Here is a 14,429-nt window from a genome sequence, read left to right as displayed (position 1 = left end):
AGAGAACTCATGAGCACCACCATAGCGCCGCTGGCGCCTGACCTGTGGGCGGATTTCGAGGATCTTTTCGGCAAGCAGGGCGCCTGTTACGGCTGCTGGTGCACGCATTTCCGGATGGCGCCGGCGGTCCGACGGGCCAGCGACAAGCAGCGCAACAAGGATCATATCAAGGCGCGTATCGAGGCCGGGCCGCCGCCGGGGCTTTTGGCCTTCGAGGACGGCCAGGCGGTCGGCTGGATGCAGATCGGTCCACGCGCCGACGTGCCCGAATGGAACAATCGGGGCCGGGGCTCGGCGCCGGTCGATCCAACCGACGCCGTAGATCCCGGCGTCTGGGCCATCTCCTGCTTCTTCATCCGCGCCAGCGCGCGCGGCCGGGGCGTCAGCCACCGCCTGGTCGAGGGCGGCATCGCTTTTGCCCGCCAGAACAAGGCGCGGCTGGTCGAGGCGTGTCCGATCGACGTGTCGCGCGATTCGCGTTCGATCGGGCTGTTCGTCGGCTCGTCGCGTGTGTTTGAAAAGGCCGGCTTCGAGCGGCTTGTCGAACGCAAGGCCGGACGGCCGCTGATGCGGCTGGTGTTGTAGGCGGCAGCAATCCATAGGTCTTGTCTTGCGGCTGTGATGGTATTTTCCTACCAGTGGTAGAAGCGGTTTTGACGACTGCAATAAAGTGGAGGATCGATATGAAGCGCGTTTTGCCATTCGCTTTGCTTCTAGCCTGCAGTGCGCCGGCGCTTGGGCAGACGGTCGACAGCGAGGGCGCCAAGCAGCTTACCGACAATCTGGCGCGCTATTTCAGCAAGAAGCCGTTCGAGATCGGATTTCTGAAGGTCTCGGTCGAAGGCGACGCCTACAAGCTCGCATTCGATTTCAAGCCCGTCGTGGAACTCTTGGCAAAACAGGATGGCCTGAAGCTCGATCTCACCCCTTATACGCTGTTGACCAAACCACGCAGCGATGGCGCGTGGGATGTCTCAGGCAATCTGGCGCCGGAAGGGTCGATGGAGTTCAACGGCCCTCAGGGGCCGCAAAGCATGAAGATGTCTATCAAGGGCGGGAAGTTCGTTGGTGTCTACCATCCCGAGTTGGCGGCTTTCAGCAGCGCCACGTCGTCGCTTGAAGGCATGAATATGACGTCGCAGGACGCCAGGCAGCGCACGGAGATGAGTTCTGGTGCTGGAACCGCCACAATGAGCGCTACCAAGGGCGCAAATGGCGGTGTCGATTTTAGCATGGTTCAGACGATTGCCGATTTTGCAGAGGTCATCACGATCGACAACCCCAACAGCGGGCAGAAAATCCCGCTGACGGTCAAGTCGCCCGAATTTTCGGTCGACGCGAAAGGCAAGGGGCTGCGCACGAAGCCTATTCTGGACCTGTTGGCTTTCGCCGTGGCCAATGAGGACGAGGCGAAACTGAAAGCCAATCAGGCGGAGCTCAAGTCGCATCTTCTGACCGCGCTGCCGATATGGGAGCGGATTGATGGGGCTTACAGTCTCAAGGATTTCAGCGTCGGCAGCCCGATCGGCAGTTTCGGCGCAGCAACACTCGGCATCGCCTTCGGCATGGACGGTGTCTCGCGCAACGGAACGATCAGCTACGGGATCAAAGCGTCTGGGCTCTCGATACCGCAAAATCTTGTTCCAGCCTGGAGCGTCGCGCTGTTGCCCACCGACATCAACCTCAATTTCGGTGGGGCCAACATCGATCTCGATACAATGGCCAAGAAGGCTATCGAGGCCTTCGATCTCAACAACAACCCGCCGCTTTCGGCGGATTTCGGCGACGGCGTGAAGAAAGATTTTCTGGCGAACGGCCCCAAGATCCTCATCGGCCACAGCACGGTCAAGGGCGGCGGTGCCGAAGTCGGGCTGGAGGGCGATATGACGTTTCCCGATGGCGAGAAGCCCGATGCCAACGTGAGGATCGACGTGACCGGCTACGACAAGATCGTGGCAAGCCTGCAGGAGGCGGCGAAGACCGACCCGCAGGCCTCACAGGCTTTTACCGGCGCCTTGGCCATCAAGGGATTTGCCAAGACGCTGCCGGATGGCCGTATCGAATGGGTGATCAACGCCAGGCACGATGGGTCGGTGACGGTCAACGGCGCCATGCTGAAGGGGCCGGATCCGGTCGTGGAAGACAACACCGATCAGGATGCGATCCCTGGCGAGGGCAACAATGGCGGAGCAGGGGCGAAGCTGCAGCCTTGATCGCCAAGCTTGGAGGCGCTTGGGCTTAAAGCCCGAGCGCGCTCGCGATCTTCGGCGCGGCCTCGTGCCAGTCCTCGACGGAGATGATGTCGTCCGGCACCGGCGGCAGGAAGGCGCGCAGCGAATTGTCGGCCATCAGGTGGAAGAGATGGGCGTCGGCGACGGAATTGCGCGCCGAGATAAGATTGGCGGGCTGGTCGTCGACAAAGGCCACCGGCCGGCCGTTCTTGCCGCGCAGTTTCGCCACCGCCGGTCCCTTGGCCATCTCGGTGGTCAACAGCGGATAGGGCAGCCCGAGCGCATCGAGATGGGCGCGGCGCGCAGCGCGATGCCGGTGCGGCATGGCGGTCAAAAGGACGATCTCGACGCGGTCGCTGAGGCTGGCAAGCGCTTGTTCGGCACCGTCGGTAACGCTCTGCCAGTCGGCCTGCGTATCGAAGAAATCTCCGAGAAGTGCCGTCACCTCCGGCTGTTCGATCAGCCGGCCGCTCGCCGTTTCGGCAATGTTGCCGGTGAGACGGAAGGAGGCCAGGGTCAGGCCGAAGCCGCGCGATTTCAGGAAATGCGGAAACGGCCGGATGAATTCGAGCACGACATCGTCGACATCGAGGATCAGCAGAGGCCGGTCGTCGGCTGCAAGTTCGGCGATCTGGCGTGCCGTCTCGGGATCGTCGCTCATATCGAATGCTCATGGTCGTCGCCGCCAAGAGGCAGCGCGCGCAACGCCTTGCCGATGGCGGCCGGGGGGGTGCCGGTTTGCTCGGCAAAGCGCAGCAAGGTCGGCTCGTGGGCAAGGATGAACTGCAGCACTCCGGCCAGGAATCCCGGTTCGGCCGCGGCGCGCCGGATGGCGGACGCCTCGATGCCGGTGATGGCCAGGAAGCGCGGCAGGAGTTCGGGGTCGGCGGCGACGAAGCCCAGTGCCTTCACGGCAATGGTTTCCGCTTCCTCGCGCATTGACGCTGCGTTTGCCATCACTACTTTCTCGTTGCGGAAATGAGTCTCTTTTCCGCAGTAATCGCAAGCGTCGCCTGCGGCAAGCCACAGCCCCGATCCAATGTGGTTTTCGAGGTGGAATCCGAATGGCTTTTGCCGCTTCGGGTTTCCATTTCGTCAATCATATTGCCTTAAGAGTGGGCGAGGGTTTGGTGTGCTTCGACAAGGGCGCATAGCGGCAGGGCTTCGGGCAGAAGCCTGGCCGGGACGGGAAATCGATGCCTAAGAAGGTCATGATCGTCGAGGACAACGAGCTCAATATGAAGCTCTTTCGCGACCTCATCGAAGCCAGCGGTTATGAAACGGTGCGCACGCGCAACGGGCTCGAGGCGCTCGATCTGGCGCGCCAGCACAGGCCCGACCTGATCCTGATGGACATCCAGCTGCCCGAAGTGTCGGGGCTGGAAGTGACGAAATGGCTGAAGGAGGACGACGACCTCCATTCCATTCCGGTCATCGCCGTCACCGCCTTCGCCATGAAGGGCGACGAGGAACGCATTCGCCAGGGCGGTTGCGAGGCCTACATCTCCAAGCCGATCTCGGTGCCGCGTTTCATCGAGACCATCAAATCCTATCTCGGTGATGCCTGATGCCTTCAGCCGGAGCCTTGTGACATGACCGCGCGGATCCTCGTCGTCGACGACATCCCTGCCAATGTCAAACTTCTCGAGGTTCGGCTGCTGGCCGAATATTTCGAGGTGTTGACGGCCTCCAACGGGCCGGACGCGATCGAGACCTGCGAAAACGGCAAGGTCGATGTCGTGCTGCTCGACGTGATGATGCCCGGCATGGACGGGTTCGAGGTCTGCAAGCGGCTGAAAAGCGATCCGGCGACCGCGCATATACCGGTGGTCATGGTGACCGCGCTGGGCCATGTTGCCGACCGGGTGCGCGGCCTCGAGGCAGGCGCCGACGACTTTCTCACCAAGCCGGTCAACGATCTGCAACTGATGACGCGGGTGAAGAGCCTGGTCAGGCTGAAGTCGCTGACCGACGAGCTGCGGCTGCGCGCATCGACCACCCGCAACATCGGCATCGAGGCGCTGTTGAGCCGCAGCTTCGCGTCGGAGGACGCCACGCCGAAGGTGCTGTTGATCGACGAGCGCAAATCGTCGGTTGAGCGCATCCAGAACATGCTGCGCGGCAGCGCCGAGCTCGACATTGCCACCGATCCGCATGCCGGCTTCTTCCAGGCCGCCGAGGCGCCCTATGAGTGCGTGCTGATCTCGACCGGTTTTACCGATTTCGATCCGCTGCGGTTGTGTTCGCAATTGCGTTCGCTCGACCGCACCCGCTTCCTGCCGATCATCCTGATTGCCGACGAAGGCGAGGAGGGCCGCATCATCAGAGGCCTCGAACTCGGCATCAACGACTATCTGATGCGGCCGATCGACCAGCAGGAGCTGACGGCGCGGCTGCGTACCCAGGTGCGGCGCAAGCGCTATAACGATCAGCTGCGCGCCAGCGTCGCCCAGACCATCGAGATGGCGGTGACCGACGCATTGACCGGGCTGCACAACCGCCGCTACCTCGACAGTCATCTGCAGACGCTGTTCGACCGCGCCGTGGCGCGGCGGCGGCCTCTGTCGGTGATGATCACCGATCTCGACCGCTTCAAGACCGTCAATGACTCGCATGGCCATGATGGCGGCGACGATGTGCTGCGCGAGTTCGCAAGGCGGCTGCGCAAGAACGTCAGGGGCATCGACCTTGCCTGCCGCTTCGGCGGCGAGGAATTCGTCGTTGTGATGCCGGACACGGACGGCGCGGTGGCGGAGAAGGTTGCCGAGCGCATTCGCGCCGAAATCGCCCAGCTGCCGTTTGCCATCGGCCCTGAAGGCAAGGCGATCGAAGTCACGGTCAGCGTCGGCGTGTCATCGGTTCTGAAGGGCGCGGACACGGTCGCGGCGTTGATGAAACGTGCCGACGTGGCGCTCTACGAAGCCAAAAGTGGCGGCCGCAACCGGGTCGTCGCCAAGGCAGCGTAGGCTAGACCACCGATTATGCAGTCAATCGGACAGGGTTAGGAATTTACCTTAATCCAAGCGATTCGGCAGGCTTGGTTAAGAAACTATTGATTTTCAAACATTCTTGCGCAAATGTGCGGTGCAAGAACAAGGGCGATGCGGGCACGAGGGTAGACAGCCGCATCGCTTCGCCGAATACCCCATGATGCTCAGGTCCGCCGCATCTCCTGGGTCCGTGGGGTCGGCCGGCCGGCGCTGGCACATAGTGGCCTCCTCGTACCGCTGCCATACGCCGACCGGCCCCCTTTTTTGCCAAAAAATGAGATGAGCACTTCGCGCCAAACAGCGGAGGGTTCTGGCTTTCGGGGCCTTGAATCAAAAACGCCGCCCGAAGGGGCGGCGCTTTTGACAGAGCGTATGAAAACCAGATTACTTGATCTTGGTTTCCTTGAACTCGACATGCTTCTTGGCGACCGGGTCGTATTTGCGGAACGACAGCTTGTCGGTCTTGGTACGGCTGTTCTTGCTGGTCACGTAGAAGAAACCGGTGTCGGCGGTCGACAGAAGCTTGATCTTGATGTTTGCGGCTTTGGCCATTGTATCAGTCCGTTATGTTCGTGGGGTTTTGGCCGCTGGAGCGGGGGAAAACACCCGGACGCGGGAAACTTGGCGCGACACATAAAGAACGTGCCCGGAAAGTCAAGCCCGACGCCTTGCCTGTGTCGTAAGCACATGAGTTGTCCGGATTAGGTAGCACATGAGTTGTCCGGTTTTATCATCGGCCCGATGGAGGCTGAGGATGAGACGGACAGCATGGCTATAGGCCGGCGAATGCCGCGACGCTGCGAAGCGGCGCTGGTTCGGCAGGGTGGATTGGTCACCCGCGCCAACTCTTCGCAGGCTCAAGGCATTCGAATCTCGAAAACCACGCAATTGGCTTTTCGTCCGCTACGGACCGCTTCTCACCTCACAACGGGAGAAGGTAAGGCCGGTGCTTCCCCTCAGCGGGGCCGGATTTCTAGGCTTCTTCCTTAACTGGAAGCGCTTTCTTCCAGTCCCCGGTCGTGTTCCACCAGCGATTCGGATTGGCGCGGTCGTCCAGGCCCTTGGAGCGGCTGGCGAGGATCGGCTGGATGCGGATCACCGGCTCCTGGTAGGAATGCGCCTGGAAAATCGCCTCGACGACGCGGGCGGCGAGCACCTGGTCGTCGGGCAACTCGAACGAGACCTCGACGGTGCCGGGGCGGCGGCGCAGTTCGGTTTCGACCCCGGCGGCTGCACCTTCCAGCGGTCGGTAGCGTTCGATGCCGTGCGCCGTTTGATAGGCGTTGCGGTCGTATTTGCCCATTGCCAGCGGCGCGATCGCGACCACGGCGTCCATGATGCGGTCGACATCGGCTGCCGGGGCCTGGAAGCTGACAAGCAGCAGAAGCGTCATGCGCAGAGATGTGGTTTCAAAGCCGCTGTCGATCATCGCCGTATCCTCAAACTCGGGTTTTTTGGGACACCCTTTTAGCTGAGGTCTCCTGACACGGTTCTGTCAGCAGCGGCGACATCCCGTCAGGATTGCGCAGGCTGGCGACGGACAGGCTACCAGATCTTGCGGATCAGCCTGGCGCTGACCAAGGCGATATAGGCGGCAAAGAACAGGCCGAGCGACCAGCCGAAGCCGGAGGGCCCGAAGGCATCCATGCCGATGCCGATCGCCTGCGGGCCAAGCACCATGCCGACGCCGTAGCAGAGCACGAAGGCGGCGTTGGCCGAGGCCAGTTCATGGCCGGACAGCTGCGAGCCCAGATGGGCAAGGCCGATCGTGTACATGGCGGCCACCACGCCGCCCCAGACGAACAGAAGCGCCGCCATCAGGTGCCAATTGCCGGCGAAGAACGGCATGAAGATGGTGCCGGCAAGTCCGACCGTGGCGCAGGCCAAAAGCAGATAGCGGCGGTCTGAGACGCGGTCGCTGATCATGCCGATAGGGATCTGCAACAGCACGTTGCCGAGGCCGATCATGGTGAGCAGGAGGGCTGCATCCGCCTCGGAATAGCCGATGCGGTTGCCATAGACGGGGAACAGCGCAAAGCCGCCGGTCTCGACAGCGCCGAACACCAGCACGGCGGCGGTCGCTGTCGGCACCAGCCAGATATAGCGCAGGAAGTTGCTGGTTTCGCCGTCAACCACGATTGTGGGACTTTCATTGCGTGCGGCCAGCACCGGGATTGCGGCCAGCGCGACCAGGACGATGATGACGCCAAACGGCAAGAAGCCGGTGCTGCCGATATGGGCGAAGATCCATGGCCCGGCGGCGAAGCCGAGCGACAGCACGGTGGCGTAGATGCCGAGCACCAGGCCGCGCCGGCGCGGCGGCGCCGAGGTGCTGATCCAGAATTCCGACAGGATGAACAGCACCGTCAGCGCGATGTGCAGCACGATGCGTAGTGGGAACCACATCCAGAAGTCCGGCGCGAAGTGGAAGCCGACAAAGGCGAGCGCGCCGGCGGCGATCATGGCGATCATCGTCCAGGCGACGCCGAAGCGCATCGCCAGCGGCGTGGCCAGCGGGGCGCCGGCGATCGAGGCGAGGCCGGCGACCGCGGTGTTGAGGCCGATCATCGATGCCGAGTGGCCGCGGCTCTCGAGAATAACGCTGAGCAGCGGCATGCCGAGGCCTATGGCGATGCCGACGACGCTGATCGACGAGATCGCGGCGATCATCGGTAGCCAATGTACGCGCTCGTCGCCCTCTTGCTGGGTATCGACCGTCATGGGATGCCTGATTACTCTGTCTGTTTGATATTGCGTAATTCCGGACGGAAAACCGCGTCACACTTTTCCTGGAATTGCTCTAAAGAATTTCGCGAACGAAGCGGTTGCGGACAAGCCGGTAGAACGGCACGGACCCACCGGGTCGCAGGCGCGGATCGCCGGCAAGCCGCGTCTCCAGCTCCTGCAAGATCGTTCGGGTGATGTCGGGGATATCGGCCTCTCTGGCCTTGGCGAGCGGCAGCCAGACCAGTTCTTCCAGCTCATTGGTCGGGCCGCCACCCGGCAGTTCCACGGCGACATCGCTGCGCCAGGCGCTGAAGAAGCGGGTGTCGAAACGACGCACGCGATTGGGCGGGGTGATGGCGCGGGCAATGAAGCGCAGCGGCGCCAGCGAAGGCTGGACGCCGTGCTCGACAAAGCCCTGCCAGTCGCGTTTGTCGGTTGCGAACGAGCCTTTGCGGCCGATGAGCAGGCCGGCTTCCTCATAAGTCTCGCGGATGGCCGAGAGCGCGATGGCACGGGCCCGCGACGGGCTGATGCGGCCGACGCCGGCGGTCAGCCTGGCTTCTTCCTCCGGAAGCAATGGGGTGGCAACGGCAATGCGGCTGTCGGCCGAATCGGTGCGGCCGCCGGGAAAGACGAACTTGCCGGGCATGAAGGCGTGGCCTGCATGGCGCCGGCCCATCAGCACCAGAATCTCGTCGCCCTCGCGGTCGAGCAGGATCAGGGTGGCGGCATCGCGCGGGCGTATGGGCAGGCCGCTGTGGGCGGCTGCACCACGGTCCATCCTGCTGACTTCCGCCTTGGTCATACCTTCCATGCGCAGGACCTAGCGGAAACTTCTGGCAAACGAAAGTGGCCTTTCACGGTCGGCATGTTGCGCCAGGCGACATTGCCCTGACGCAAACTAGGTTCCGGGATGCGGCTCGGTGCCGTCTTTTTCGCCGCCGAAGCCGTGCATATAGAGCGCCCATTGCAGTCCGATGACGGCGCCCTTGACCGGTTGCAGCAGAGCGACCGACAGCACGATGGTCAACGGCACCCAAATGGCGATGTGCTGCCACATGGAGAGCGTCGACGTCGCCTCGACGCCCATGAAGGCGCCGAGAACGATGTGGCCGACGATGACGATGACGAGATAAGCGGGCAGGTCGTCGGCGCGGTGGTGGTGGAACTCCTCACCGCACGCGGCGCATTTGTCGACGCTTTTGGTGAAGCCGGCGAATAACCTGCCTTCGCCGCAATGCGGGCAGCGGCCAAGGGCGCCGCGCTTCATCGCCGTCCACAGCGGGCGGGCGACTCGGCCCGAATGATGTTCGCCGCCGAAAACCTGCTTCTGGATTCCCATTTCGCTTGCCATTATCGTCTCCTGCCGCGCGACCCCGGGCGCGATTGCGACGCGCGGGCGCGGCCTTTTGCCTTGTGAAACGACCGTTTGGAGCCGGGCAGGGGCTTCGGGTCGGTCAGCATCTCGAAACGCATCGCGCCGGCCATAGGCGCCACCTCGATCAGGCGAACCTCGACGCGGTCGGCAAGCTGATAGCCCTTGCCGGTGCGTTCTCCGAACAGCGATCGCGCGGTTTCGTCATATATATAGTAATCGCCATCCAGACTTGACACCGGGATGAAGCCATCTGCGCCAAACTGCGGCAATTGGACAAATAGTCCCGATTTGGTGACGCCCGAAATGCGGGCGTCGAAGCGGTCGTCGATGCGCTCGGCGAGGTAGGCAGCGATCAGCCGGTCGACGGTGTCGCGCTCGGCCGCCATGGCGCGGCGCTCGGTGCCGGAGATCAGCACCGCGAAGTCTTCCAGCCGCGTCTCTTCGTCCTGCGTCAGCCCGCCAGGGCCGAGCCCAAGTGCGGCAATCAGCCCGCGATGCACGATCAGATCGGCATAGCGGCGGATCGGCGAGGTGAAATGCGCGTAGCGCTTCAGGTTGAGGCCGAAATGGCCGATGTTCTTGGGCGAATATTCGGCCTGACTCTGCGAGCGCAGCACCACTTCGTTGACCAGCCCCTCATTGTCGGCGCCACGCACGCGCTCGAGAATGCCGTTGAACTGGGCGGGCCGCATCTGCGCGCCGCGCGCCAGCGACAGGCCGAGCGTTTGCAGGAATTCGCGCAGCGATTCCTGCTTGGCCAGCGACGGCGCATCGTGGACGCGGTAGACCAGCGCCTGCTTCTTCGCTTCCAGCGTTTCGGCGGCGGCGACATTGGCCTGGATCATGAATTCTTCGATCAGCTTGTGGGCGTCGAGCCGCTCCGGGACGATGACGCGGTCGACGGTGCCGTCCGGCTTGAGCAGGATCTTGCGCTCCGGCAGATCAAGCTCGAGCGGCTGGCGGCCATCGCGGCCGCGCTTGAGGATGGCGTAGGCGTCCCACAGCGGCTTCAGCACCGTATCGAGGATCGGGCCGGTCTTGTCGTCAGGAAGGCCGTCTATCGCGGCCTGGGCCTGCGGATAGGCGAGCTTTGCCGCCGATTTCATCATGACGCGGTGGAAGGTGTGACGCAGCTTGCGGCCATCGGCGGCAAAAATCATGCGCACGGCAAGCGCGGGACGGTCCTGGCCTTCGCGCAGCGAGCACAGGTCGTTGGAGATGCGCTCTGGCAGCATCGGCACGACGCGGTCGGGGAAATAGACAGAATTGCCGCGTTTCAGCGCCTCGCGATCGAGTGCGGTGCCATAGCGGACATAGGCCCCGACATCGGCGATCGCCACTGTGGCGATCACGCCGCCGGGGTTCTTCTCGTCGAGGTCGGGCGTGGCGAAGACGGCGTCGTCATGGTCCTTGGCGTCGGCCGGGTCGATGGTCACCAGCGGCAGGTCGCGCCAGTCCTCGCGGTGAGCAAGCGTCGCCGGTTTTACCGCCTCGGATTCGGCGATGACGTCGGCCGGGAAGATATGCGGAATGTCGTGCGCGTGGATGGCGATCATCGAGACCGCCTTTTCGCTGGTCAGCGAGCCCAGCACCGCCAGCACTTTTGCGCGCGGCAAACCATACCGGGAGGCCCGCGCCGGCTCGACCTCGACAAGGTCGCCGTTCCTGGCGCCGTTCTGGAATTCCTTGTCGACGATCAGTTCGGGCTGGCGACGTTCGACCGGCTCGATTCGGAAGGTGCCGTCCCTCAGGATACGGAAGACGCCCAGCACGGCATCGGTGCGCTTCTCGAAAATCTTCATTACGCGGCCCGTATAGGCAGGCCCGGTCGCATCGTCGGTCGGGAAGGTCTTGGCCAGCACACGGTCGCCAATGCCCGGCTGCGGGCCATTGCCGCCGCGCGAGACGCGGATCGAGACGACGGGCGGTTCGCCGGTGCCTACGGGCTCGGCAGGATGCGCCAGCAGGATGCCGTCGCCATCGCGGCCAAAAATGTCGAGTACGGCGACATGCGACAAGGCGCCGACACGGGCCAGCCGTTTGCGCTCCTTGGTCAGGATGCCTTCGTCCTGCAGGTCGCGCAGGATGTCCTTCAGCCAAATGCGGTCGTCGCCGCGCAAGGCAAACGCCTTTGCGATGTCGCGTTTTCCCGCGCGGTCGGGGTTCTCGGCGATGTAGCGCAGGATTTCGTCACGCGACGGCCTGTAGTCGTCCTTGACCTTGGCCCTCGTGTCGGCGGTGCGCGGATCGCCGTGGCTTCTACCGGTGATCCTGCGCGCCACTCTGCTATCCCTTTTTCTTCGCCGCCGGCTTCTTGGTCGCCGACTTCTTGGCTGTGGTTTTCTTGCCAGTGGTTGTTTTGGCAGTGGTTTTCTTGGCTGTGGGGGCCTTGGCGGCTGCCGCCTTGCGGAACGGCTTCTTGCCGCCGCCCTTGGCTTCCTTCTCGGCAATCAGCGCCACCGCGTCCTCGACGGTCACCGACTGCGGATCCTTGCCCTTGGGCAGTGTCGCGTTGACCTTGCCGTAGTTGACATAGGGCCCGTATTTGCCATCGCGCACGACGATCTTGCCGCCGCCATCGGGATGGTCGCCGAGTTCCTTCAGCGCCGCCGCGGTGCCGCCATTGCGGCCGCCCTTGCCCTTCAGCTGCTTCTCGGCGATCACGGTGACAGCGCGGTTGAGGCCGATCGAGAACACATCCTCTATGCTGTCGACATTGGCATAGGTGCCATCATGCAAAACGAATGGACCATAGCGGCCAAGCCCGGCGGAGATCATCTTGCCGGATTCAGGATGCTTGCCGATATCGCGCGGCAGCGACAGCAGCGCCAAGGCCTTTTCATGGTCGATCGAGTCGGGCGTCCAGCCCTTGGGCAGGCTGGAGCGCTTGGCTTCCTTGCCGTCGCCGCGCTGGATATAAGGACCGAAGCGGCCTGAGCGCAGCGTGATTTCCTCTGCCGTGTAGGGATCGTTGCCGAGGACCTTGGTGCCGTCCTCGCCGCCGCCATTCTCGCCATTCGGGTTGGCGGCGTCGCCGAGCTGGCGGGTAAAGGAACATTCCGGATAGTTGGAGCAGCCGACGAAGGCGCCGAACTTGCCGAGTTTCAGCGACAGATTGCCGGAGCCGCATTTCGGGCAGATGCGGGGATTCGAGCCATCCTCCCGCGCGGGGAACACCAGCGGCGCCAGTTCCTCGTTCAGCGCATCGAGCACGTCGGTGACGCGCAGTTCCTTGATGTCGGCGACCGCGCCGGAAAAGTCTTTCCAGAAGTCGCGCAGCACGTCCTTCCAGGCGAGCTTGCCGTCGGAAATCTCGTCAAGCTTTTCCTCGAGTGAGGCCGTGAAGTCATATTCGACATAACGCTCGAAGAAGCTTTCGAGGAAAGCCGACAGCAGCCGGCCCTTGGCCTGCGGCACCAGCCGGCGCTTGTCGATGCTGACGTAGTCACGGTCTTCCAACGTCTTCAGGATCGCGGTGTAGGTCGACGGACGGCCGATGCCGAGCTCTTCCAGCTTCTTGATCAGCGACGCCTCGGAATAGCGCGGCGGCGGCTCGGTGGTGTGCTGGGTGGCATTGATCGCCTGACGGGCCAGCTGCTCGCCGGCACGGATCTCGGGCAGGCGACGGTTTTCCTCGTCTTCGGCGTCCTCGTCCTTCTGGTCGGTGTAGGCGGCGATGAAGCCGTCGAAGCGAACGACCGAACCGACGGCGCGAAGCTCCGCCGTGCGGGCGCCATTGACCGCCTCGATTTCGACCGTGGTGCGCTCGATCTCGGCCGACTGCATCTGGCTGGCGATGGCGCGCTTCCAGATCAGCTCGTAAAGCCGCAGCTGGTCGGAATCGAGATACTGCCTGACCGAAGCCGGCGTGCGCATGAAATCGGTCGGGCGGACCGCCTCGTGCGCTTCCTGGGCATTCTTGGCCTTGGCTGTGTACTGGCGCGGCTTTTCCGGGAGGTATCTTGGGCCGAATTCCTTGGCGATGGTGTCGCGGGCGGCGTCGATCGCCTCCGGCGCCATCTGCACGCCGTCGGTTCGCATATAGGTGATCAGGCCGGTGGTCTCGCCGCCGATCTCCATGCCTTCATAGAGGCGCTGCGCCACCTGCATGGTGCGCGTCGCCGAAAAGCCGAGGCCCGACGATGCCGCCTGCTGCAGCGTCGAAGTGGTGAAGGGCGGGCCAGGATTGCGCCTTGTCGGTTTGGCTTCCACCGACAGAGCCTTGAAGGTCGCGCCTTCGAGCATGCCCTTGATATCGTCGGCCTGCGCCTTGCTGGCGATGTCGAGCTTCTGCAGCTTCTTGCGCTCGAACGCGGTCAGCCGCGCCTCGAAGCTGTCGTTACGTGGCGTGCCGAGGAGGGCAGCGATCTGCCAGTATTCCTCGCGGATGAAGCGCTCGATCTCGGATTCGCGGTCGCAGACCAGGCGCAGCGCCACCGACTGGACGCGGCCGGCCGAACGGGCGCCCGGCAATTTGCGCCACAGCACCGGCGACAGCGTGAAGCCGACGAGATAATCGAGTGCGCGGCGAGCCAGATAGGCATCGACCAATGGTGCATCGATCTGGCGCGGATTGGCCATCGCTTCCAGCACCGACGACTTGGTTATGGCATTGAAGACGACGCGGCTGACCGGCTTGTCCTTCAACACGCGCTTCTGCTTGAGCACCTCCAGCACGTGCCAGGAAATGGCTTCGCCCTCGCGATCCGGATCGGTGGCGAGGATCAGGCCATCGGCATCCTTGACCGCGTTGGCGATGTCGGTGAGACGCTTTCCGGACGCGGTGTCGACCGCCCAGGACATGGCGAAATCCTCGTCGGGACGCACCGAACCATCCTTGGCCGGCAGATCGCGGACATGGCCGAACGAGGCCAGAACCTTGAAGTTCTTGCCGAGATACTTGTTGATTGTCTTTGCCTTGGCCGGCGATTCGACGACGACGACGTCCATGAGGTCTCATATCAGCTGTGGGGCGGCAGAAGAATTCCGCTGCGTGACGCATTCAATTGGTCGCTCACATGGCCGCGCTTTTGCGATCGGTCAAGGGCAAGCGGCCAAAATGCGGAGGCGTGTGCCGCAATACACTCTTAGAGTGTATGGAGA

The 14,429-nt window shown here is 63.2% G+C and carries 13 protein-coding genes; 4 read left to right on the top strand and 9 right to left on the bottom strand.

Annotated features, from left to right (window positions below; all coding sequences use genetic code 11):
- Positions 1 to 9 precede the first annotated feature (9 nt).
- The gene (locus NKJ78_RS19310; RefSeq protein WP_023681576.1) at positions 10 to 585 is read left to right on the top strand and encodes a GNAT family N-acetyltransferase; all 576 of its coding nucleotides are present in this window, start codon (positions 10 to 12) and stop codon (positions 583 to 585) included.
- A gap of 98 nt (positions 586 to 683) precedes the next feature.
- A complete protein-coding gene (locus NKJ78_RS19305) occupies positions 684 to 2,213 on the top strand; it encodes a hypothetical protein (protein ID WP_352459090.1) in 1,530 nt (509 codons plus the stop codon).
- 25 nt (positions 2,214 to 2,238) lie between these two features.
- Here the strand turns inward: NKJ78_RS19305 and NKJ78_RS19300 are convergent, their stop codons facing one another.
- Positions 2,239 to 2,892: a hypothetical protein gene (locus NKJ78_RS19300; protein ID WP_027050372.1), complete on the bottom strand. Its 654-nt coding sequence runs from the start codon at positions 2,890 to 2,892 to the stop codon at positions 2,239 to 2,241.
- On the bottom strand, positions 2,889 to 3,188 hold the full coding sequence (locus NKJ78_RS19295) for a DUF3572 domain-containing protein (RefSeq protein ID WP_352459089.1): 300 nt from the start codon (positions 3,186 to 3,188) through the stop codon (positions 2,889 to 2,891). The genes NKJ78_RS19300 and NKJ78_RS19295 overlap by 4 nt, the downstream gene beginning before the upstream one ends.
- A 239-nt stretch (positions 3,189 to 3,427) precedes the next feature.
- Here NKJ78_RS19295 and NKJ78_RS19290 point away from each other — a divergent pair, with 239 nt between their 5' ends.
- Both NKJ78_RS19290 and NKJ78_RS19285 read left to right on the top strand, forming a co-directional pair.
- The gene (locus NKJ78_RS19290) at positions 3,428 to 3,799 is read left to right on the top strand and encodes a response regulator (RefSeq protein ID WP_023667574.1); all 372 of its coding nucleotides are present in this window, start codon (positions 3,428 to 3,430) and stop codon (positions 3,797 to 3,799) included.
- Between the two features lie 24 nt (positions 3,800 to 3,823).
- Positions 3,824 to 5,197 (top strand): PleD family two-component system response regulator, encoded by a 1,374-nt coding sequence (locus NKJ78_RS19285; protein WP_023681572.1) that lies wholly within the window; start codon positions 3,824 to 3,826, stop codon positions 5,195 to 5,197.
- A 408-nt stretch (positions 5,198 to 5,605) separates the two neighbouring features.
- On the opposite strand, the gene rpmG is transcribed toward NKJ78_RS19285, so the two are convergent.
- From rpmG to topA, 7 genes are all read right to left on the bottom strand, one after another.
- Complete coding sequence (rpmG, locus tag NKJ78_RS19280) at positions 5,606 to 5,773, bottom strand: 50S ribosomal protein L33 (protein ID WP_006201775.1); 168 nt, start codon at positions 5,771 to 5,773, stop codon at positions 5,606 to 5,608.
- Positions 5,774 to 6,194: 421 nt separating this feature from the next.
- Positions 6,195 to 6,650: a YqfO family protein gene (locus NKJ78_RS19275; RefSeq protein ID WP_023688312.1), complete on the bottom strand. Its 456-nt coding sequence runs from the start codon at positions 6,648 to 6,650 to the stop codon at positions 6,195 to 6,197.
- Between the two features lie 116 nt (positions 6,651 to 6,766).
- The gene (locus NKJ78_RS19270; RefSeq protein WP_023688313.1) at positions 6,767 to 7,942 is read right to left on the bottom strand and encodes an MFS transporter; all 1,176 of its coding nucleotides are present in this window, start codon (positions 7,940 to 7,942) and stop codon (positions 6,767 to 6,769) included.
- A gap of 79 nt (positions 7,943 to 8,021) precedes the next feature.
- Positions 8,022 to 8,762: an NUDIX hydrolase gene (locus tag NKJ78_RS19265; protein WP_023714243.1), complete on the bottom strand. Its 741-nt coding sequence runs from the start codon at positions 8,760 to 8,762 to the stop codon at positions 8,022 to 8,024.
- Positions 8,763 to 8,849: 87 nt separating this feature from the next.
- On the bottom strand, positions 8,850 to 9,302 hold the full coding sequence (locus NKJ78_RS19260) for a DUF983 domain-containing protein (protein ID WP_027050375.1): 453 nt from the start codon (positions 9,300 to 9,302) through the stop codon (positions 8,850 to 8,852).
- Positions 9,302 to 11,608: a ribonuclease R gene (gene rnr, locus NKJ78_RS19255; protein WP_352459088.1), complete on the bottom strand. Its 2,307-nt coding sequence runs from the start codon at positions 11,606 to 11,608 to the stop codon at positions 9,302 to 9,304. The genes NKJ78_RS19260 and rnr overlap by 1 nt, the downstream gene beginning before the upstream one ends.
- 4 nt (positions 11,609 to 11,612) lie before the next feature.
- Positions 11,613 to 14,276 carry a type I DNA topoisomerase gene (topA, locus tag NKJ78_RS19250; RefSeq protein WP_352459087.1) on the bottom strand — a complete coding sequence of 888 codons (2,664 nt, stop codon included), beginning with the start codon at positions 14,274 to 14,276 and terminating at the stop codon, positions 11,613 to 11,615.
- Between the last annotated feature and the right edge of the window lie 153 nt (positions 14,277 to 14,429).

It is taken from the genome of Mesorhizobium sp. M0037 (assembly GCF_040323635.1).
In the GTDB taxonomy this organism is placed as follows: Bacteria; Pseudomonadota; Alphaproteobacteria; order Rhizobiales; family Rhizobiaceae; genus Mesorhizobium.
This window is presented reverse-complemented; position numbering and strand designations above follow the sequence as displayed.

What these genes read in the sequence shown, in the direction of transcription:
- NKJ78_RS19310 (WP_023681576.1), top strand. Translation starts at nt 10, where the DNA reads ATGAGCACCACCATAGCGCCGCTGGCGCCTGACCTGTGGGCGGATTTC.
- NKJ78_RS19305 (WP_352459090.1), top strand. Translation starts at nt 684, where the DNA reads ATGAAGCGCGTTTTGCCATTCGCTTTGCTTCTAGCCTGCAGTGCGCCG.
- NKJ78_RS19300 (WP_027050372.1), bottom strand. Translation starts at nt 2,892, where the DNA reads ATGAGCGACGATCCCGAGACGGCACGCCAGATCGCCGAACTTGCAGCC.
- NKJ78_RS19295 (WP_352459089.1), bottom strand. Translation starts at nt 3,188, where the DNA reads ATGGCAAACGCAGCGTCAATGCGCGAGGAAGCGGAAACCATTGCCGTG.
- NKJ78_RS19290 (WP_023667574.1), top strand. Translation starts at nt 3,428, where the DNA reads ATGCCTAAGAAGGTCATGATCGTCGAGGACAACGAGCTCAATATGAAG.
- NKJ78_RS19285 (WP_023681572.1), top strand. Translation starts at nt 3,824, where the DNA reads ATGACCGCGCGGATCCTCGTCGTCGACGACATCCCTGCCAATGTCAAA.
- rpmG (WP_006201775.1), bottom strand. Translation starts at nt 5,773, where the DNA reads ATGGCCAAAGCCGCAAACATCAAGATCAAGCTTCTGTCGACCGCCGAC.
- NKJ78_RS19275 (WP_023688312.1), bottom strand. Translation starts at nt 6,650, where the DNA reads ATGATCGACAGCGGCTTTGAAACCACATCTCTGCGCATGACGCTTCTG.
- NKJ78_RS19270 (WP_023688313.1), bottom strand. Translation starts at nt 7,942, where the DNA reads ATGACGGTCGATACCCAGCAAGAGGGCGACGAGCGCGTACATTGGCTA.
- NKJ78_RS19265 (WP_023714243.1), bottom strand. Translation starts at nt 8,762, where the DNA reads ATGGAAGGTATGACCAAGGCGGAAGTCAGCAGGATGGACCGTGGTGCA.
- NKJ78_RS19260 (WP_027050375.1), bottom strand. Translation starts at nt 9,302, where the DNA reads ATGGCAAGCGAAATGGGAATCCAGAAGCAGGTTTTCGGCGGCGAACAT.
- topA (WP_352459087.1), bottom strand. Translation starts at nt 14,276, where the DNA reads ATGGACGTCGTCGTCGTCGAATCGCCGGCCAAGGCAAAGACAATCAAC.